The organism is Halostella sp. PRR32 (assembly GCF_034808085.1).
Taxonomy (GTDB): domain Archaea; phylum Halobacteriota; class Halobacteria; order Halobacteriales; family Natronoarchaeaceae; genus Halostella; species Halostella pelagica.
In genome coordinates this window covers 259,742-281,243 of record NZ_JAXHGL010000004.1, presented here as the reverse complement: position 1 = coordinate 281,243, position 21,502 = coordinate 259,742, and the positions used below count along the sequence as shown (strand labels likewise).

The 21,502-nt window shown below is 60.6% G+C and carries 16 protein-coding genes; 14 read left to right on the top strand and 2 right to left on the bottom strand.

What is annotated here, in order from left to right:
• The first annotated feature begins 43 nt into the window (after window positions 1-43).
• Together cofH and SM753_RS15410 are read left to right on the top strand one after the other, a co-directional pair.
• A complete protein-coding gene (cofH, locus tag SM753_RS15415) occupies window positions 44-1,399 on the top strand; it encodes a 7,8-didemethyl-8-hydroxy-5-deazariboflavin synthase subunit CofH (RefSeq protein ID WP_323192283.1) in 1,356 nt (451 codons plus the stop codon).
• A gap of 265 nt (window positions 1,400-1,664) precedes the next feature.
• Window positions 1,665-3,383: an inositol monophosphatase family protein gene (locus SM753_RS15410; RefSeq protein WP_323192282.1), complete on the top strand. Its 1,719-nt coding sequence runs from the start codon at window positions 1,665-1,667 to the stop codon at window positions 3,381-3,383.
• A gap of 64 nt (window positions 3,384-3,447) precedes the next feature.
• On the opposite strand, the gene SM753_RS15405 is transcribed toward SM753_RS15410, so the two are convergent.
• Window positions 3,448-4,785, bottom strand: coding sequence for an amidohydrolase family protein (locus SM753_RS15405; RefSeq protein WP_323192281.1), 1,338 nt, complete (start codon window positions 4,783-4,785; stop codon window positions 3,448-3,450).
• A 194-nt stretch (window positions 4,786-4,979) separates the two neighbouring features.
• On the opposite strand from SM753_RS15405, the gene SM753_RS15400 reads away from it, so the two are divergent.
• From SM753_RS15400 to SM753_RS15365, 8 genes are all read left to right on the top strand, one after another.
• Window positions 4,980-6,278, top strand: coding sequence for an amidohydrolase family protein (locus tag SM753_RS15400; protein WP_323192280.1), 1,299 nt, complete (start codon window positions 4,980-4,982; stop codon window positions 6,276-6,278).
• A 243-nt stretch (window positions 6,279-6,521) separates the two neighbouring features.
• On the top strand, window positions 6,522-7,163 hold the full coding sequence (rdfA, locus tag SM753_RS15395; protein ID WP_135537010.1) for a rod-determining factor RdfA: 642 nt from the start codon (window positions 6,522-6,524) through the stop codon (window positions 7,161-7,163).
• 2 nt (window positions 7,164-7,165) lie between these two features.
• Window positions 7,166-8,971, top strand: coding sequence for an archaea-specific SMC-related protein (locus SM753_RS15390; RefSeq protein WP_323192279.1), 1,806 nt, complete (start codon window positions 7,166-7,168; stop codon window positions 8,969-8,971).
• Window positions 8,972-9,070: 99 nt separating this feature from the next.
• Window positions 9,071-10,159, top strand: coding sequence for a hypothetical protein (locus SM753_RS15385; RefSeq protein ID WP_323192278.1), 1,089 nt, complete (start codon window positions 9,071-9,073; stop codon window positions 10,157-10,159).
• A 271-nt stretch (window positions 10,160-10,430) separates the two neighbouring features.
• Window positions 10,431-11,273: a hypothetical protein gene (locus tag SM753_RS15380; RefSeq protein WP_323192277.1), complete on the top strand. Its 843-nt coding sequence runs from the start codon at window positions 10,431-10,433 to the stop codon at window positions 11,271-11,273.
• An 813-nt stretch (window positions 11,274-12,086) separates the two neighbouring features.
• Window positions 12,087-12,677, top strand: coding sequence for an AsnC family transcriptional regulator (locus SM753_RS15375; protein WP_135537006.1), 591 nt, complete (start codon window positions 12,087-12,089; stop codon window positions 12,675-12,677).
• Between the two features lie 87 nt (window positions 12,678-12,764).
• Window positions 12,765-15,392 carry a heavy metal translocating P-type ATPase gene (locus SM753_RS15370; protein ID WP_323192276.1) on the top strand — a complete coding sequence of 876 codons (2,628 nt, stop codon included), beginning with the start codon at window positions 12,765-12,767 and terminating at the stop codon, window positions 15,390-15,392.
• A gap of 351 nt (window positions 15,393-15,743) precedes the next feature.
• Window positions 15,744-15,983, top strand: coding sequence for a DUF2061 domain-containing protein (locus SM753_RS15365; protein ID WP_135537004.1), 240 nt, complete (start codon window positions 15,744-15,746; stop codon window positions 15,981-15,983).
• A gap of 35 nt (window positions 15,984-16,018) precedes the next feature.
• On the opposite strand, the gene SM753_RS15360 is transcribed toward SM753_RS15365, so the two are convergent.
• Window positions 16,019-16,297, bottom strand: coding sequence for a hypothetical protein (locus tag SM753_RS15360; RefSeq protein WP_135537003.1), 279 nt, complete (start codon window positions 16,295-16,297; stop codon window positions 16,019-16,021).
• 342 nt (window positions 16,298-16,639) lie between these two features.
• Between SM753_RS15360 and SM753_RS15355 the strand changes: the two genes are divergently transcribed.
• From SM753_RS15355 to SM753_RS15340, 4 genes are all read left to right on the top strand, one after another.
• Window positions 16,640-16,969: a YbjQ family protein gene (locus SM753_RS15355; RefSeq protein ID WP_138798828.1), complete on the top strand. Its 330-nt coding sequence runs from the start codon at window positions 16,640-16,642 to the stop codon at window positions 16,967-16,969.
• Window positions 16,970-17,490: 521 nt separating this feature from the next.
• Window positions 17,491-18,831 carry an RNase J family beta-CASP ribonuclease gene (locus SM753_RS15350; protein ID WP_323192275.1) on the top strand — a complete coding sequence of 447 codons (1,341 nt, stop codon included), beginning with the start codon at window positions 17,491-17,493 and terminating at the stop codon, window positions 18,829-18,831.
• Window positions 18,832-19,153: 322 nt separating this feature from the next.
• Window positions 19,154-19,540, top strand: coding sequence for a metalloregulator ArsR/SmtB family transcription factor (locus SM753_RS15345; protein WP_323192274.1), 387 nt, complete (start codon window positions 19,154-19,156; stop codon window positions 19,538-19,540).
• Between the two features lie 826 nt (window positions 19,541-20,366).
• Window positions 20,367-21,338 carry an ornithine cyclodeaminase family protein gene (locus tag SM753_RS15340; protein WP_323192273.1) on the top strand — a complete coding sequence of 324 codons (972 nt, stop codon included), beginning with the start codon at window positions 20,367-20,369 and terminating at the stop codon, window positions 21,336-21,338.
• Window positions 21,339-21,502: the final 164 nt, after the last annotated feature.

Here is a 21,502-nt window from a genome sequence, read left to right as displayed (position 1 = left end):
AGGCGGGGGCACACTTATCCTCTGGGCCGACCGTTTTCGGGTCATGTCCGACGCATTTCGGTCGGCGGTCGCCGGACCTGCCGGTCGAATGGAATACAGTCATCTCCCGCAAACGACGCAGTCGTTCGAGAACGCGCTCGAAAAGGCCCGGAACGGAGAGCGGTTGACCGTCGACGACGGCGTCGAACTGCTCACCACCGGAACGGGCAGCGCCGAGATCGACTACGAGCGCAAAGAGAAGGTGCTCCGGATCGCCGATCGCCGGCGTGCGGAGACGGTGGGCGAGGAAGTGACGTTCGTCGCCAACCTCAACAACAACGTGACGACGGCGTGTAACACGGGGTGCCAGTTCTGTAACTTCAAAAACACTGCCGAGAAGTTCGAATCGACCCACACCGGGGACCACGGCGGGTTCACGAAAACGCCGGACGAGTCGCGAGAGACAGTGCGAGACGCCGTCGAGCGGGGTATCTACGAGGTCTGTTCCGTGAGCGGCCTCCATCCGGGGCTGGTACTGGACGACGACCACGCGGAGCGACTGGAAGCGAGCGATCGAAGCGATCTCAACTACAGGTCCCCCGCCGCGTACGACGTGGACCCCGGAACCTACTGCGAGCAGATCGAAGCGATGAGCGTCGACGGCGTCCACGTCCATTCGATGACGCCGGAGGAGGCCTATCACGCTCGGCGCGGCACCGACTGGGAGTACGAGACGGTGTACCGTCGCCTCCGCGACGCTGGTCTGGACTCGGTTCCCGGGACCGCAGCGGAGATCCTCGTCGACGAGGTTCGGGACGTGATCTGCCCGGGGAAGATCGGCACCGACGAGTGGGTTGCGTCGATGGAAGCGGCCGCCAACGTCGGACTGCCGATGACGGCCACGATCATGTACGGGCACGTGGAAAACGAGATGCATCGCGTCCAGCATCTGGACGTGATTCGGGACCTGCAGGACAGGACGGGCAACATCACCGAGTTCGTCCCGCTGTCGTTCGTCCACGAACAGACGCCGCTCGCCGAACACGGCGTCGTCGAGTCGGGAGCGAGCACCGACGAAGACGAACTGATGATCGCCGTCTCGCGCCTGTTTCTCGACAACATCGAGAACATCCAGTCGTCGTGGGTGAAATACGGCGACGCTCAGGGGCTGAAGATGCTCAACTGCGGGGCGAACGACTTCATGGGGACGATCCTCTCGGAGGAGATCACCAAGCGCGCGGGCGGCAGTTACGGCGAGTTCCGGTCGTTCGAGGAGTACTGTGACATGCTCTCGGCTATCGGGCGGCCGCCGGTCGAACGGTCGTCGGACTACGAACAGCGCCGGCGGGTCGATCCCGAATCCGACCGGATCGGCCCCCGTCTCGGCCCTCGCGCCGACGGAACGCCGCTCGTCGAGTAACGCCCCCTAGGCCGTCAGTCCCGCGTCGCGGCGTCCCGCACCGACCGTCGAACGACCCGGGTCGATCTTCGACGTACAGGGCCAAACCGAAACGCCCCTCGGTTAGTACAGAGCCAAACAGACGGCAAACCGCGCCACACCGGACGTGGCGACAGAGCTTTTATACGGAACTACCTCGATGATACGGTGGACGCTAGCATATCCCATGTACCTTCGGCGCGGTCGCCGATGGCAGCGCTCGGATAGCTAGCAGTGAGTGATAACCATGTACGGAAGACGCTTAGCTACGGTCGAGGAGATAATCGCGCTCGTCAGCCCGGACAGCGAACAGGAACTATCGACGCTCGAATCCTGGGCGGACGGACAGGAGATACCGGTTCACGTCGTTGAGGTCGGAGACGACATCGATCCAGTGTACACCCCGGAACGCGAGTACCTGGGCGTGACCCTGGGGGGTGACGGAACGTATCTCGAAGGCGTCAGGCAGTTCAGCCCGAAGCAGATCCCGATCCTCGGAGTCAACGCCGGGACCCTCGCGTTCCTCGCGAGCATCTCGCCGAGCGAACTGACGGACGCCCTGGACGAAACCGTCCGCGGGGGCGCCACGGTCGACCGCCGCCAGCAGTTACACGTCGAGGCCGACGGGGTCGACTGTACCGGCATCAACGACGTCATGATCGAACACGAACCGCCGGAGAATCCCGTTGACAGGAAGATCACCCGCTTGCAGGTGTTCGCCGACGGCGAGTTCGTCGGCGAGTACGAGGGGAGCGGTCTCGCGGTGTCGACGCCGACTGGGTCGACCGGCGTCTCGCTCTCCGCCGGGGGGCCCGTTCACTTCCCGGTGAACAACGCGTCGCTACAGATCGTTCCGCTCCAGACCCACCGGATGGGCGTGCGGCCGCTCATCGTCGACGCCGACACCACGATAGAGGTCGTCTCCAACGGCCCCGCGAACCTCCTCGTCGACGGGGGGCGCTCGCACGCGCAACTCGAAGCGGAGGACGTAGTCACCGTCGGCGGGGCCGACACATCGGCGCTCGTTGTCAACACGAGCTACGACGACGACTTCTTCACCTCGATATCCGAGAAACTCGGCTGGAGCGTCCGCGAGAACAGACACGACCGCGGCGACGACCACCTCGTCGGAGGGACGGACTCGGACCCCGGTACCGACGTGGTCCGGCAGGCCAAGCAGGTCGCGGAGGACGCCGCGAAAGCTGCCGGCGAAGCGCTCAGGGAACTCCACGGGCAGACGGAGTCCGTGGAGTACAAATCGGACAAGTCGGACATCGTCACCGAGGCGGACTACAAGGCGGACAACATCATCACGACCGTCATCGAGAACGAGTTCCCCGACCACGGGATCCGGTCCGAGGAGAGCGACGAACGGGTCGGGTCGAGCGAGTACACCTGGCTAGTCGATCCGCTCGACGGGACCGGGAACTTCGCGCACGGCAACCCGAACTACTCCATCTCCATCGCGCTCTTAGAAGACGAGAACCCGGTGATGGGAGTCGTTTACGCGCCCGAGACCGACGAGATGTTCGCCGGGATCGAGGGCGACGGAGCGACCCTGGACGGCATGCCCATCTCGACGACGGACCGGGCGTCCCTGGACGAGTGCATGCTCCTCTCCGGATACGACCCGGACGGTGCGTTCCTCTCGCACTGCTACCAGGAGACTCGCGGCGTTCGCAGTCTCGGCTCGGCGGCGCTCAGCCTCTGTTTCCTCGCGAGCGGGAGCGCCGACGCCCTGTGGGAGTACGACACCTATCCCTGGGACGTCGCCGCCGGTATCGTGATCGCACGCGAGGCCGGAGCCACGGTCACGAACGCGGACGGCGACCCGTACGACCCGATCGCCGCACACGAGACGCGGAACGAACTGGTCGGATCGAACGGACCGGTCCACGAGGCGCTTCTCCGTCACCTCGACGGGGAGCAGGACTTGCAGACGACGCAGCAAAGCAGCGCGGACTGACTCCCCCGGACTGCACTGCTGTCGCGATTTCGGAGTGTCGGATTTTCATAACTACGCCGCTGAACTACGACCGTGAGAGGAACTCTCCCCGGCCGGGCGAGACCCGGAGTTCGTGATCGCGGGCGATCACGTCGCCGTCCGCGATGACCGTGTCGACTCGCGCGCTCCACTCCTGACCCTCGTACGGCGTCCAGCCGCCGACGTACCGGAGGTCGTCTGCCGAAACCTCGAACTCCTCTTCGCGGACCAGTACGATGTCCGCGTCGGTTCCCTCCTGAAGCGATCCCTTCTGCGGGTACACGCCGGCCTCCCTGGCCGGCCGCGCACAGACGAGTTCGTGAAGCCGCGGCCAGGAGAGTCGGTCCTCGTGAACGCCGGCGCTGACGAGGAATTCGAGCATCGTTTCGATACCGGGGAGCCCGGCGTACGGTTCCCAGATGTTCTCCCACCCGCGCTCGCGGTCCTCCCGATAGGTGGGGAAATGCTCACTGGCGATGAGATCGATCGTCCCGTCCCGGACCGCTTCCCAGAGCCGTTCGACCTCGGTGGGGGATTTCAGGCTGGGATTAACCTTCAGGAACGGCCCCTTCTCCTCGACGTCTTCTTTCGAAAACGCGAGGTAATGCGGACACGTTTCCAGGGTCACTGGCACGTTCGCACGAGACTTGAACCGCCCGCCTTCGCGGGCCCCGCTCCCGCTGGAGACGTGAACAACATGAAGCGGACAGTCTGCGTATTCGGCAAACCACCCCATCCGGCTGATAGCGTCGAGTTCCGCTTCGAGCGGGCGGGAGTCCATGTACACGTCCGGCGTGTTCTCGTCGATCGACGCACGGGCGTGGTCTAAGATCCCCTGCGTCTCGCAGTGAACGCGGACTTTCCCTCCGGCGTTACCGACCTTCTCCATCAGGGAGACGATCGTTTCGTCGGAGGCGAGATACGGGTCTGCCGTGAACGTCTTGAAATCGCGCGTCCCCTCGGCTATGATCCCGTCGACATCGAGGTCGGAGTCCTCGACGTTGCCGGCGACCAGGCCGAAGTCGACGTGAGCGAGGTCGGCACACTCCTCTCGCTTCTCCCGGAACGCTTCCGGCGAAGTTATCGGCGTCTGCGTCGGCAGTTCGACGACGGTCGTCACCCCGCCGGCGGCGGCACTCGCCGTCTCCGACGCGAAGTCGATTCCGTCCGGAAACAGGTCCGAGTCGTGCATGTGGTTGTGAACGTCGACGACGCCGGGCATGGCGACCATGCGGTCAGCGTCGATAACGTCCGCCGCGTCGCCGTACTCGCTGGCGACATCCGGTCCCACTGCCCGTATCCGGCCGTCGTCGATGGCGATGGCACCCGTTTGGACGCCGGTCGCGCTAACGATACGCGCGTTCTCGATTAGGCGATCCGTCATGAACGAACTCGTATCGCGGACGACCAAAACAGTTGGCGATAGTGTAGGATATCATATAGTTGTCGGCAAGCGACGCCGACGGTCGACACGGACACACGGTCAGCGAATGTGGCAACCGTGTGTGGCCCGGACCCGACCGTCCACACGGCGAACCGGGAGGTACTTTTTTGTATTGCGACAGTATCTGACACGGTGTGATACTGAACGCAGGTACGCTCATCACGATGAACGGTGAGCGAGAGGTCAGAGAAGAGGTCCACGTGGTCGTCGAGGACGGCGAAATCGTCGACATCGCGGACGGGTACGAGACCGGCGAGGAAACGATCGACGCCCGCGACGAGGTAGTGATCCCGGGTCTCGTGAACTGCCACACGCACATGTACGCGCTCCCGATCCGCGGGGCACCGCTAACGGCGTCGCCCGAGAGCTTCTACGAAGCGCTAGTCGATATCTGGTGGGAAGTCGACGAAGCGTTCACGATGCGGGACGCACGCCTGTCGGCGCTCGGGTCGTGTACGGAGATGGTCCAGGGCGGCGTCACGGCGTTTTGCGACAACTACTCCGGACCGAACACGCTCCCGGGGGCATTAGACGCCGTCGCGGACGGCGTCTCGCAGACGCCGATCCGAGGCATGATAACGTTCGAAACCACGGCGCGGAACTCGGAGTCGGAGGCCATCGAGGGGATCGACGAGAACCGGCGGTACATCCAGGAGGCCGAAGACGAATACGACGACGTAACCGGTCACTACTGCCTCCACACCCTGTTTACGAACACGGAGACAGTCGTCGACGAATGCGTCGACCGCGCGGTCCAAGACGACCGGCCGATCCAGATCCATCTGGAGGAGGGTCTAGTCGACGTCCACGAGTCGATCAAGGAGTACGGGGAGCGACCCGTTCCCGCCCTCGACTCCATGGGCTTTTTCGACGCGGAGGTTATCGCCGCCCACTGCGTCCACTCCACGGAACGCGAGATAGAGATCCTCGCCGAGAACGACGTGAAAGTCGCTCACAACCCTTACTCGAACATCAACAACGCCGTCGGCATCGCAGACGTAGAAACGATGGAAGAACACGACATGACGATAGGTATCGGGGACGACGGATGGGACCCCGACATGTTCGAAACGATGCGGTCGGCCGTCGGCATCCACAAACTGAAAAAGAACAACCCGAGCGGGTTCGACATGGCGAAAGCCCTGGAGTGGGCGACTATCGGAAGCGCGGAGGTTCTCGGGATGGACGACCGGATCGGGAGCATCGAAGTCGGCAAGCGCGGCGACTTCGTCACGCTCGACATGGGGCCGAATCCGGTTCTCCCCGAGAGTGCGCCGTATTACGTCGTCAGCGCCGCAAGCAAGGCCGACGTGACGCGGACGGTCATCGACGGGGACACCGTGTATAGCCCGGAGCGGGGTGTACGTGGCGTGGACAGTGCAGACATGGATGCCGTCGGCAAGGCGAGCGCCGAACTCTGGGACAGGCTCTGAACCAGCGGTGTCGCCGCCGCTTCGGTCGAAACTGCCCGTTCACCATCGGTCACTGTGTACTTTCGGGTTTTAACAGACTTAGTCTGTTATCTACTGACGCGCCCACTAGCGCCATCCTCGCCTCATAGTTAACAAGCTTAGTTCGTTAATCCGACTCCGCGTTGCCCCGGCCACCCGAATCGGAATGCAGTACGTAAACGCTTGGTCAAGATTTATTACCGACGAGAGAGGTACGAACACGTAATGCCAACTGATCCCGGCTGCAAGGTAGACCTGGTAGTGGACCAGTACGGGTTAGAGTCGGCGGATCCGGCGTACGAGTCGATCGACGACGGGCTACTCGCTCGGTGGAAAGGGACCGACGACCGCACGCAGATGGGCTATCGGTCGCTCACGGAGTGGTTCAACAAGCGCCTCCTCAAGCAGGTGTACGACGAACACGGCCGCGACGCACTGGGCGCACGCGTCGACAGCGATTACGAAGCGTTACGCAGCGACGACGACCTCGTCAGCGAGGAAATGGTCGAGAGCCTCCTGGCGGACGGGATCGACGGCGAACGTGTCCGAGAAGACATGGTATCGTACGGGACGATGCGAACGCATCTGAAGGACTGTCTCGACGGCGAGAAACCCCCACAGACCGCCGAGACCGAGTGGGAACGGGAGAGCCTCGAAATGGCGCGCGAGGTGACCAGGGAGAAAGCCGAACGGGCGCTTTCCTCCTTAGAGACGAAAGGGCGAATCGACGGGGTCGAAACCTCGACCGTCGAGGTACAGATCCAGATCAGTTGCGGGTCCTGTCCGACGCGCGTCCCCTTCGAGGTCGCGGCCGAACGGGGCTACGTCTGCGAACAGCACGACCAAACACACGTCACCTCTGACTGATAATGACCTGGAACATCGACATCGAAAACATCGCCGGTATACTGGACGGAGAGACGACTATCGAGCCGGGACTGAACGCTGTCAGAGGGTCGAACTGGCAGGGAAAATCTAGTTTCATCGAGGCCATCAAGACGGCACTCGGAACGTCGACGGAACTCACTGAGAGCAAGGACAGCGGTCGGGTGCGGCTACAGACGCCCGAACGAGATATCGCGGTAGACCTCGTCCGTGAAAACGGGACCGTCCGCCGGAAAGGGACCCCGTATCTCGAAAACGAGTACGATGTCATTCGAGCGGAACTGTTCGCCTGTCTCGACGAACGGAACGAAGTCCGGAGCGCGGTTCGACGGGGCGAGAACCTGGAAGACGTCCTCATGCGACCGCTCGACTTTCAGAACATCGACGAACAGATCGCCGACCTGAAACGCGAGCGCGAGCAGATAACGTCGGAGCTCTCGCAGGCGAAGGAGGCGAAAAAGCGCCTGCCGGGGGTACAGGCGCAGGTCACGCAACTCGAAAACGAGATAGCGGAGCTACAGCAACAGCGCGAGGGTATCGCGGCCAGCGACGGTGGTGAAGCGGCCGGTGAAGACGAGGAGAGCCCGTCGCCACAGCAGCAGTTGAGCGCGGTACAGACGGAACGGAGTCAGGCCGAAAACCAGATCGAGAGGCTAGAGCGAACCATCGAGCGGACCGAGGAACGCCTCGAACAGCGTCGGTCCGAACTAAAGTCGCTCGAAATCCCGGACGACGACGACATCGAGAACAGACTGGCCACCGCCCGTGACCGACTGCAACAAGTCAAACGGGACTCTGAAGTGTTACAGTCGGTGTATTCGGCGAACGAGATGGTGCTGAAGGAGAACCGACTGGACCTCCTTACAGAAGTTGAACGGGAACTCACGGGGGACAGCGTCGTCTGCTGGACCTGCGGCAACGAAGCAGAGCGTGCAGAGATGGAGGAACAGCTCGACCAGCTCGGCGACAAGATCACGGACCTGCGGACGCAGATCGAGACGTACCGTGACGACGTCGAGGAACTCGAAGCGCGGCGCGAAGAGATCGACCAGGCGAACCGCCGGAAACGGGACCTAGAAGCCGAGATAACCGAACTCGAAGATACCCTTACCGACCGACGCCAGAGTCTGGAGGACGCGACGGACCGATACGAAAACGCTCAGGAACGGGTCGAAGAGCTCTCGGACGCTGTCGACGAGACTGTCGAAGCGATCTCCGACGTCGAAAGCGAGATCAAGTATCGGGAAGCCGAACTCAAAGACAGCAGAGACGAGTTATCACAGCTGGAAACGCGGGCCGACCAGGTCGAGACGCTGGAAGCCGAAAGCGAGGAGATCCGAACCGAGATCGAAGAGCTCCGGAATCGAAAAGACAGGATCAAACGGCGGGCCAGAGAGGCGTTCGACGAAGCGATGGACGAGATCCTCTCTCGGTTCGGGACCGGCTTCGAGACCGCCCGGCTCACCTCCGACTTCGACCTCGTCGTCGCGCGCGACGGTCGAGAGGCCAGTCTGGACGCCCTCAGTGAGGGCGAGCTCGAACTGATAGGGTTCGTCGCGGCGCTTGCGGGCTACGAATCGTTCGATGTCGACGAGGCGGTGCCGCTACTGCTCGTCGACGGCGTCGGCGGGCTGGCTGACGACAATCTACACACACTCATCGATTATCTCCACGAGCGGACCGAGTACCTCGTGTTCACCGCGTATCCGGAGTACACCGCCTTCGAAGGGCGAGAGATCGACCCGAGTAACTGGTCGGTCGCGACGAACAAGCAGGTCAGCGCCGACTGAGCTATCGTTCTCCCGCGCACACGTTGCGTGACGCTGTTTTTAGCGGACAATACTGCCGGTTGGAGAACGTAATAGTAACGTAGTGTTAATGGTTGTCATATGGTGGTTAGTGCCGCATTCGGAGAGCTAACTGAGGTACTCGAGTGTTTAGAGGCGTCCAACGCCGAGGTCAAAAACGTCGAAATAGGCGAGCAGTTGGAGGGAGAGCAAGACGAGATAACCGCGAACCTGACCGTCGGGGTGCCCGTGTTAGACGGCGTCGACGTCCGCGACAGTGTTTCGATCCGGGCGGAGAACGTCGACCTCCGGGACGGTTGCGTCGACGTGGATCTCTGTGTGTCCCTGTCGGTGGAGCAGGCACGGGAGAACCGCAGCCCCGTAGCGTCCGGCGTCGGCACGTCGACGGGTCGAACTGATTCGAAATCCGTTCCGGCGTACAAGGACCCGGACGCGTTGCAGACGGTGTACGAGAAATACGACACCTTCCCGGAGATGACCGAGGCGCTTGGGGCCGATGTCACCTCGGAGACGGTCCGACGGTACATGGTCGAATACGATATCCACGACCCTAACGAAACCGGACCACAGGTACACGGATTCGCCGACACCGACGGAACGGGCGGAGACACCTCGGACGAGAACTCGATGACGGAAAACGGCGTAACCAGATCGTCCGAAATCGCTCCGGAGGAGAAACCCGAGAGCGACAGCCCCGAGACGTCCAGAGACGGACCGTTAGAGAACTCCACTGAAGATGAGGAACGGACCCCGACGGCGACCGGGACCCGGACGACCGCAAAAACGGCTGAGACAGACGCCGAAGCCGGCAACGAAAGTACCGGACCCGGTACCGACGAGGCGGACGCCTCCGAACTCGACGATACGTCGGTCGCCGAACTGATAGCGGCGACGGACAGCGGAGACGGTGACGACTCGGTCATCGCGGACGGACTGGGGATTCCGAAGGATCTGACCGTCTCCGAACTCGCGTCGATCGTCAACGAAGCGAACACGTTCTACGAGGTGAAAACGGCGCTGGGCGTCGACCGGGACCACGCCCGCCACCTCCTCGAAGAAACTGCGCTGATCGATCTCGTCACGCAGCGACTCGGAGCCGACCAGATCACGGTGACTCCGAGGGAAGTACGGCGGCGGATAGACCTCGGCACCTCAGACGTTTCGCAGTAGACACTCCAGCGCCCGGTCAGCGACCGCTGGCGAAGAGACGCGCGTATCGCGGTCCGGACTCTCCGAACACCGCTGTGGCCTGTTCCAATGGCACGTTTCGGGGCCAGACCAGCCACCAGATTGGATCCCGAGACCAGCCCTGACGCCCGAACAGTTCCGCCAGTCGCGGCCGATCGTTCGTTTCCTCTCCGGTATCGCATGGGGTTTTTCCGCAGGGCGACCATCCAAAGTATGGGAAAAGTTATTATGCAACATAAAGAGATCTTATGCAATGGCAACGATCAGAGTCCGAGACTGGACGAAAAAACAGATCGAGCGGATCCTCGAGGAGGAATCCCACTCGTCACACGATTCTGTGATCAAATCGTTGTTGAAGGACCGAGAGTTGGCCAAGTTCGCCGGGAAAAGCGTCGACACCGAACACCAGAAGGCAGAAGACGAACCTCGACCGCCCGAGGAGAAGGCCTTCGACGATCTCACGGTCCTCAACGAGATGTATCGTGCGGACAACGGCGTCCTGTTCCTGTGGTGTCCGAACTGCGGGAACGAACTCGCTCACCTCACTCTCGAAAACCCAATCGATATCTCTATCTTCGAGATGGAGTGCCAGCGGTGTCTCAACCATCTCGACCAGCACGCGATCATCGCGATCGAGATGGGCTATCCGATCGAGGAGAAACTCGTCGAAGACGAACTTCAGGGTGATCTGAAAGCGTGCGTCATCGACTACTGGGACCGCACTCTCGAACAGTTAACCGAAACCGCCGTCGACGAAGAGATAGACGCCGAGCAGTTAGTTTGGCAGTTCGACCAGTACGTTCGGAACTTCCAGTGGGACTGGCCTGTAGACGTTCCCGTGGTCGGGTTCGAAACCGGGTACACGTTCCGGAACGAAGCCAGTGACGAACTGATCGAGGTGATCGAACCGGTCACGGAGAACCGTAACGCGCTGGACTCGTTCGAGGTAATACGGTTTTCCGAAGGAGCGGACTCTGACGAGACCGCGACCGAGATCATCGACAGCAATACGATCGCCGACCTGATCATCAATCGGGACCTCTATATCGAAAAAACGGACTCGCAGGGGGTTACGGAACCGTCAAACCATGTGTGATACCCACGGCGTAGTTTGTCTCGGCAGTCGCGACCAGATATAACCGATCTATATTACTAAAATATCCGACTGGTACAAAGTAATAGTTGTTATATTACTATTAGTCTATCTAATCATTTCTTGGGAGTGTTCGGTGAGATCAGAAGTTTGGCCCATCGTTGCTGTGCGAACTACACCCACAGAATCACCGTGTACTATCGATAGTGGAAGAGTCACATCTAGCAGCAACTGTTTACTACTGTAGGAACCGAATCCGGATATTCACCCGGTCAAAAGCCGTCCAGGGCTTGTATCGGCAAAAAACGTGAAGGCATTAGGCAGGATATCGTCATCGAGAAGTCGGATCCCGGTTTCGGCGGCCGAGACGGGATACGAGTTCTCTCAGTCGTTGCTGTAACCCGTTCAATTCAAAAAAGTAGATATATCTATCTATCTTAGTTTCTACCAATTGCACAGATAGTATTGAATACTGGTTATTATGCCAGGAATTGCCGGTCCGGTATCGTATCGAATGCCGAGTTATTGACCGCCACAGTAGTGCCCTAACTCAGCGTCACCCGCCACAGTTACCGTCTCTACCACTTGGTCCGCCGTCGCCGGCGTAACGGCCGCGACGTTTTCGGTGGTCTGTTCGCAGCGCTTGCAGGTCATTCTCTGAGAGTTTGCAAGTCCACCCCTGAATCCAACGCATCCACTCGGACCAGAGACCAGGGATAGCGAGATATCACTACATATCCTAAGTATCTCACCGATCCTACCTTAGATATCAAAGTACATCGACAACGTATTCACTCCGGATATCGAAGTTGAGCTATGCGGGATCTCGACGAAACCGACATGGAGATTCTGACGCTCCTCGGAGAGGACGGACGACGACCGTTTAGCGATATCGCCGACGAGATCGGGCTCTCGGGGCCGGCCGTCTCGGACCGCGTGTCCCGTCTTCGAGAGGCGGGTGTTATCAACCGCTTTACGATCGACGTCGATCGCTCCCAACTCCGTGCTGGAGTCCCGGTATTCGTTCAGGTAGAAGTCGCCAGCGGGGATGTCGACGACCTGAAAGTCCGGATCGGCGACGCCGAAGCAGTCGAACACGTGTTCGTGACCGCCGACGGCGAGATCTGGTTTTACGGTCGCGCGCAGAGTCAGAACGTCCGCCAGTGGCTCGGCGGTCTACTCGAGAGCAGCGACGACGTGGACTACACAGTGACGCTGATGGACGAAGTCGAGTGGAAGCCCTCGCTCGACGGGACCGAGTTCGCGCTCACCTGTGCGGAGTGCGGGAACACGGTCGACAGCGAGGGTGAAACCGCCAATATAGACGGTCAGGCGTATCACTTCTGCTGTGCTTCCTGTCAACGACGGTTCGAGGAACGGTACGACCGTCTCGAAGAAGGCGCGTGAACACTTTGGGTTCCAAATTATATCCCGCTTTACACTTCGGATTTCTATGGGAAAAGGAGGTAAGAAGCGACGCCCTATAACAAACTAATGAGTTCGCAAACCGCACACCTCGAAATCCAGGGCATGAGCTGCGCGAACTGCTCGCAGACGATCACTGAATCCCTGGAGAATCTCGACGGCGTCTCGGAGGCGAACATCAACTTCGCCACCGATGAGGGTACCGTCGAGTACGATCCCGGAGCCGTATCGCTCGGCGAGATATACGACGCTATCGAGGACGCCGGATATCACGCCGAGACAGCGACGGTCACCATCGGCATCTCCGATATGACGTGTGCGAACTGCGCAGAGACTAACGCGGATGCGCTGGAGTCGGTGCCCGGAGTCATCAGCGCGGGGGCGAACTACGCGACCGACGAGGCGCAGGTCGAGTACAACCCCGCGGACGTTTCCCGGGAAACGCTCTACGATGCCATCGAGGACGCGGGTTACACGCCAGTCCGCGACGACGACACTGCCGAGACGACCGACCAGGAGCGACGCGACGCCGCCCGGCAAGAAGAGATCCGGACGCAGCTCCGGCTGACACTGTTCGGGGCTATCCTCTCGGTTCCACTGCTGTTTTTCATCGTCGAGAAGTACCTTCTCGGCGGGGCGATGCTCCCGGAGACGGTCTTCGGCGTCGAATTCGGCTGGGTCGAGTTCCTGCTCGCGACGCCCGTCCAGGCCGTCCTGGGCTGGCAGTTCTACAGGAACTCGTACAACGCTCTCGTCAAGAACAAGCGGGCCAACATGGACGTACTCATCGCGCTCGGATCCTCGACGGCCTACATCTACAGCGTAGTCGTCCTACTCGGTCTCATCGCCGGGGGCATGTACTTCGACACCGCGGCGCTCATTCTGGTGTTCATCACGCTCGGGAACTACCTCGAAGCCCGGTCGAAAGGCCAGGCCAGCGACGCGCTCCGGAGGCTACTGGAGATGGAAGCCGAAACGGCCACTGTCGTCGGCGAGGACGGGGACGAACGGGAAATACCGCTAGAGGACGTCGAGGTCGGCGACCGGATGAAAGTCCGTCCCGGCGAAAAGATCCCCACGGACGGCGTGGTCGTCGACGGCCAGTCAGCGGTCGACGAGTCCATGGTCACCGGCGAGTCCGTCCCCGTAGAAAAGAGCAACGGCGACGAGGTCGTCGGGTCGACGATAAACGAGAACGGACTGCTGGTCGTCGAGGCGACGAAGGTCGGCGAGGATACGGCGCTCCAACAGATCGTCCAGACCGTCAAGGAGGCACAGTCCCGTCAGCCGAATATCCAGAACCTCGCCGACCGCATCTCGGCGTACTTCGTGCCCGCTGTCATCGCGAACGCCCTGTTCTGGGGCGTCGTCTGGTTCCTCTTCCCGGACGTACTCGCGGGCTTCGTCGACTGGCTCCCGCTGTGGGGCCAGGTCGCGGGCGGGCCAGCGCCGGCCGGTGGAACCGTCTCCGTCTTCGAGTTCGCCGTCATCGTCTTCGCGTCCTCCGTCCTCATCGCCTGTCCCTGTGCGCTGGGGCTGGCGACGCCGGCAGCGACGATGGTCGGCACGACGATAGGCGCGCAAAACGGCGTCCTGTTCAAAGGCGGCGACGTCCTCGAACGCGCGAAAGACGTCGATACGGTCGTGTTCGACAAGACGGGAACACTCACCGAAGGCGCAATGGAACTGACCGACGTGGTCGTCTTCGACCCGGACGACCGGTCAGGCCCCGACAGCAGTGCGCCAGCGGCCGACGGCGGCCGACTGGTCGACCGGGACCGACTCACTGAAGACGACGTACTCCGCCTCGCTGCCGCGGCCGAAAGCGGCAGCGAACACCCGCTTGCCCGGGCGATCGTCGAGGGAGCCGAAGAACGCGGGCTGGAGGTGTCCGAAGCCACCGGGTTCGAAAACGTACCCGGTCACGGCGTGCGTGCGACGGTCGGCGGCGCGGAGGTCCTGGTCGGGAACCGGAAACTGCTCCGGGACAACGGCGTCGACCCGTCGCCGGCCGCGGAAACGATGGAACGGCTGGAAAACGAGGGGAAGACGGCGATGCTCGTCGCACGCCGGCCGGCCGACACGAGCGAGGGCGAACTTCTGGGCGTCGTCGCCGACGCCGACACCGTCAAGGAGAGCGCGAAGCGGGCCGTCGCCGCGCTTCAGGAACGCGGGATAGACGTGATGATGATCACGGGCGACAACGAGCGGACCGCACGCGCCGTCGCCGAACAGGTCGGTATCGACCCGGAAAACGTTCGGGCCGGGGTCCTACCAGAGGACAAGTCCGACGCGGTCGAGGCCATCCAGAAACAGGGTCGAAAAGCGATGATGGTCGGCGACGGCGTGAATGACGCGCCTGCCCTCGCCGTCGCGCACGTCGGGACGGCTATCGGGAGCGGGACGGACGTCGCGATAGAGGCCGCCGACGTGACGCTGATGCGCGACGACCCGCACGACGTCGTGAAGGCGATTCGCATCTCCGACGCCACCCTTCAGAAGATCAAACAGAACCTCGTGTGGGCGCTCGGCTACAACACGACGCTCATTCCGCTGGCGTCGCTCGGACTGCTCCAACCCGTGTTGGCCGCGGTAGCGATGGCGTTCTCCAGCGTCTCCGTGCTATCGAACAGTCTCCTGTTCCGCCGGTACACCCCCGACCACGATTACGAACTCCTCGGGATCATCCGCCGGTAATCCGAGGTCGTTCCGCGTTCGCAGGACCGAAACCGCGTCCGCTCCCCGAAAGTCCGCGGAGACAGTCAGCGCGGCTTCACGGATTGAGAGTTCCGGGTTCACTGCGTTAGGTTGGAGTGAGAGACCAAGAGTACTAATTCGCTGGCTGGACACGGTCAGTGCCGACTGCGTGATCTCCGAGCGGAGCGGGTATCATCGCAGGACCGGGTGTCGCCGAGGGATCGTACCTGGAACGAATGTCAGTCGGACCGTCCTCTCTTTTCACCCCTCCGAAACTATTTTGGGTTACAAATCCCCAGATGCGATGTTGTTAGGGGTTACTTTTTAGTCGGAACAACCGAGAGTTCCGCTATGCTCCGGAGGTTCGTTTCGCGCTCTCCCCACCAAGGCCAGTTACGGGCGATCACCAAAACGTTCTGTTACCGCATCCTCATGGTCATAATCACTATCTCCGTCGCGTGGGTCGTCGTCGGAGACGTGAGTGACGCCCTCAACATCGGATTAGTTACCAATCTCGTCAAAACGGGAACGTACTACACGTACGAACGCCTCTGGGACCGGATCTCCTGGGGATTTTCGCCGACGAACTGACCCGCAAACGGCGGTGCTGACGTTCGAAGCGGTGGTTATTCTGTTTGGACTGCCTCCGCGATCGATCGGAGTTCTGCCTTGCGGAAGGGACGCTCGACGCCGTCCGGGTCGGTTTCATCTACGGCATCGATTGCCGCGAGGATGCCCGCTCGCATCCGGGATTTAGGTGGGAGGCGATCCGTATCGATCTCGTACCCCGTGTCGTCACAGATCGCGGCGAGGGCTTCCTTCGTGAAGGCGGTCGATTCGGCGCGTTCGTATCTCCCCACGGCCTGACGGATCTCGTTCCGTAACTCCGAAACAGTGCGTGACATGCGTTCACCAATGAGTGGATTCGGTCTGTACGTTTCGATCAGTCGTCCCCGCCATATGGAACTGACTTCGTCGTGATGCATCGGATCCCAGTCGCTTCAGACCCAGAGGCGAGGCCGAGCTCGGTGGGTCTGCACTCACACTAGGGGAAACGTCGTATCGGCCCTCGTAGCACGAGAGTAGTGGTAACGGCTCGACTCGATAGTGAGTCGAATGGCGTGGACCCCCGACGAGAACGGAAAGACGATCCGATCGGCGGAGAGTTCTCCAGTGGTTTTCTTGCCGGATAGATTTTATATATACAGGTCTAAACTTATATTCTTGCACCGCTTATGAGAGCCCGTATGGAAGACCTTACCATCACAACGACGGACGGTCTCGACGGTCAGGAGGTCACAGAGTATCTCGGCGTGGTCTCGGGGGAAGCGGTCATCGGTGCGAACGTCGTCAGTGACATCGCCGCCGGGATCCGAGATGTCGTGGGGGGACGGAGCGGTTCGTACGAAAAGAAAATCGAGAAGGGACGCACAGAAGCGATAAATGACATTCGGGCCGAGGCGGAAGACCTCGGTGCGGACGCAGTTGTCGGGGCCACGTTCGATTACGAGGAGATGGCGGAAGGGATGCTGTGGGTCAACCTCTCAGGCACCGCTGTCACGACTCGCAATCGGTAGAGTCACCGGCCGCACGTCCGGAATCAACCATCCGGAAAGACGCCCACACCTACATATAGATGTAGTGACACCCAGACGCAGTGTTCTCCGAACTGTCGGCCACGAGACCACTGATAATTACTTCCCGTGATGACTGTCAGAGAGTATCAGGCGCACTTCGGCCAGCCGGACGTCTGTGGGTGCAAGGCGTTCGTACCGAAGAGTACGGACCCGATACGCCTCGGTCGAGGGGGAACAGATACGGTTCTACAGCGATCATACGACGACAAAACACATTTATAATCAGTCTGGAGTAGTTGGAATATACGAACGCCAACGACACTCCGCCGGGTATTTATATAGCGAATACAAAGAGGCGGATAACCGAAAGACGTGCTGTCCCCGGGCAGGTCGCCGAATTTGATCTAACCGAACGGCTCGATATCCTATCGATCGCCGCCGAAACGGTTCTCCCGACCTGCTCTCCTTCACCAGGCGGATTCTACATCGGATTCTGGGACCGTTCTGATCGGACCTACAGTATGGAAATCGAAATCGCAACTATCGGCGGTTACGAGGAGGTCGGTCGCCAGATGACGGCCGTTCGTGCGGGCGAGGACATCGTCATCTTCGACATGGGACTCAATCTCTCGCAGGTACTGATTCACGACAACATCCGGACCGAGCAGATGCACTCGCTCGACCTGATCGACATGGGCGCTATCCCCGACGACCGGGTGATGAGCGAACTCGAAGGCGACGTGAAAGCCATCGTGCCGACCCACGGTCACCTCGACCACATCGGTGCGATCACGAAGTTGGGGCATCGGTACGACGCGCCGATCGTCGCGTCCCCGTTTACGATCGAACTCGTCAAAGAGGAGATCCAAGATGAGAGCAAGTTCCAGGTAGACAACGATCTCGTGAAGATGGAAGCGGGCGAGACGATGTCTATCGGTGAGCGAAACGAACTCGAGTTTGTCAACGTCACTCACTCGATCATTGACGCGATCAACCCGGTTCTGCACACGCCCGAGGGCGCTGTCGTCTACGGTCTCGACAAGCGGATGGACCACACGCCGGTCGTCGGCGACCCCATCGACATGAAGCGGTTCCGAGAGATCGGCCGCGAGGGCGATGGCGTCCTCTGTTACATCGAGGACTGTACCAACGCCAACAAGAAAGGCCGGACGCCGAGCGAGGCCGTCGCCAGAAGTCAGCTTCGAGACGTAATGCGAAGCCTCGAAGACTTCGATGGCGGTATCGTCGCAACCACGTTCTCCAGCCACATCGCTCGCGTGAAAAGTATCATTGAGTTCGCCAAGGAGATCGGTCGCGAACCGGTGCTACTCGGACGCTCGATGGAGCAGTACTCCGGAACAGCCGACAAGATCGGCGTTCCGTTCCCGGACGACGTCGGGATGTTCGGCCACCGCAAGTCAGTTGACCGGGCGTTCAAACGAGTCATGAACGAAGGGAAAGAGAACTTCCTCCCCGTCGTGACAGGCCATCAGGGCGAACCGCGAGCGATGCTCACCCGTATGGGACGCGGCGAGACACCGTACCAGATCGACAACGGTGACAAGGTCATCTTCTCGGCGAGAGTTATTCCCGAACCGACGAACGAGGGCCAACGGTACCAGTCCGAGAGGCTACTGAAGATGCAGGGCGCGCGTATCTACGACGACGTTCACGTCTCCGGCCACCTTCGACAGGAAGGCCACTACGAGATGCTCGACGCGCTTCAACCCCAGCACGTCATCCCGGCACATCAGGACATGGGCGGCTTTTCCGGCTACGTCGACCTCGCGGGGAACGAGGGCTACAAACTCGGACGCGATCTACACGTCACCGAGAACGGGAACACCATTCAGTTGGTCTGAGCGTCCCGTTCCGGTCGACTGGCGGGAAGCAGGGTTTTCCCGCGTGTACCGAATACACTCGCTGAACCGTAGTCGTCGAGTTAGACACCGGTAAACGTTGATCCGTCAAGTTCCCGTGACGCCGTGTTGAACAGGAGAGGGAGGCCTGATAGACAGGGCATCGATCTCGGTACTATCGATCAGTAGGACTGTAGTGGGCCACCATATTGTTATTCAACAATATATCTACCGAGTCTACTGGCAGAGAGTATTACTGGGAAACTGATCACAGATGATCTGAATCCGGCAGGCTTAAGCGATTTTAGAATCGAGAAATTAAAATATGGATTCGGAATCTGACATCCCGGGCGACGTGGGGAGAGAAACACTCGAGCGCCTATACGACGAAAACCCGGACGACCAGGTCTCGGAATTAGTAGGCTATCGGTCTGACGACGAGACTCTCGAAGGTGAACGTACCGTGTTTCGAGCACTCGCGAACAGAGATCGCCTCCAACTGCTCGAAGCGCTCCGGCACGGCGAACTGTGCGGTTGCGAGTTAATGATCATCCTCGACGCCCCGCAGTCAACGGTTGCGACGCACGTTCGGAAACTGAGAGAGGCCGGGCTAGTGAAAAGCCGAAAAAAGGGAAGATGGAACTACTACCGGATAGCAGACACTGCTGTAGAGGACATTCTCGGACTCGCCGCTGCTATCGACACCGATTAACGGGCGAGCCAGGAACAGTTGTCTCGATCCGGAGGGCGGCTTTCGAACGCTCTGAACGAACGCTACGGCAACTTTTACTTCCCGAACCGAGTCCAGCGAGCGGTGTTTGAGACAAAGAGGCGATCCCAAGTATATCCTCTCGCTCGCACGCCCAAGAGCGGTGTGCTCCCACATCAAATTTATATAATGCCAACAGGTTTGTTCGAATGGTGGTTTTACAATATGGATATCTAACACAAAGCGTCCTTGGACGAGTATGGAGCCGGATCGAAAACCGTGGCGACGTCGACAGGAGTTGTGCCAGTTTCGTGTTAGTGATTGTAGAAATACAATCTAATTCGGACAATGGCGAACGTGGTTGGGGCTATGAATAGTTCCAAACGGTTTCAACATCAACACTAGAAACGGATACGCCCAACGTAACGGGTCGCAACTCGTTGCATGAACAGTCCAACGAACCGCTGGAACGTGGTACAAGGGTACAGCGAGGCCTCCCATAGCTAGGCCCCACAGAGCAATTTTTGCATCGGTATCCCCGGACACCCGAACTCTCTGATGCGGAGCTGAACATTCGACGATCACCAGTGCGAATCCAGAGCTACCGCCTTCATCTCAGTTCGGTTGAACGTCGCCGACATGTCCTCGGCGCGATCCGCGTCTGTCGCCACCCCCTCGTCGATATCGACATCGAATCGTGAAACGAGTGGACGTTAGGCGTTTGCGGCTAGAAGTCACGTAGGAAACACAGAATCCCGTCTTCGTATTTCCCGAGTATTCCCGAAACGTGACAGGAACACATAACATCCCGGATCCCGTACGTGCTCGCATGGTTCTGTTCCTCACTGACGCGGAGATCGAGCGACTGATCGACATCGAGACGCTCGCCCCGATCGTCGAACGAGCCCTCGAAAAACAGCATTCGGGAGAGGTCGAACGCCCGGAGCGACCGCACTACCCGATCGGCGCTGACCTCGACTCCAGTGAACCACTCGGCACCGGATTAGTCATGCCGGCGTACATTCACGCGGAGGAGTACTTCGCGACGAAACTGGTCAGCCTCCACGACGGAAACAAGAAGCGCTCGCTGCCGATGCTTCACGCACAGATCGTTCTCTCAGACGCGCGAACGGGCCAGCCGGCCGCATTCATGGACGGTACCCGAATCACGAACGCTCGAACCGGCTGTATCGGCGGGCTGGCCGCCCGCGAACTCGCGAACGAACCCATTACGCTCGGCGTCATCGGCGCTGGCGCACAGGCGCGCTGGCAGACCCGGGCGATCGCCGCGTTAACTGACATCGAGTCCGTCTCCGTCTATTCGCCGAGCGACTCGAAACACGACTGCGTCGCGGACCTCCGCGAACACGGGATCTCGGCGACTGCCGTCGACACGCCCGCAGCGGCCGTTCGCGACGCGTCCGTCGTCGTCACGGCGACGACCAGTTCCGAGCCGGTCTTCCCGGCCGCGGCGCTCTCACCGGGGACAGTGGTCGTCGCAGTCGGGGCGTACGACGCAGAGATGCAGGAGCTCGAACCAGCCGTCTTCGACCGCGCGTCCCGGGTGTTCGCGGACGTCCCCGAGGAGGTGACGACGATCGGCGATCTGGCCGCAACCGATCTGGCGGCGGACGACCTCATCCCGATAGCGGCGCTGTTCGAAGGGACGACAGGACGTGAATCGAGAGACGAGATACTCGTAGTCGAGAGCGTGGGGACTGCCGTACTCGACGCCGCCGCGGCGACAGAGGTGTACGAAGCGGCCCGCGAGAAAGGAGTCGGAACCACACAGCCGACCTGATCCGGTGCGGGCGACGAACTCTACGGTGTCGCACGGTAGACGCGGTGTGTGTTCGAATCGCCGCTTTCCCTTGATAGGGACTGTTGTCCGTCAGTTCGGTATTTCACACCCCGTAGCTACGGATCGCTCGCAGCGTCACCGGGAGGAGGTAACTCGAACGTCGG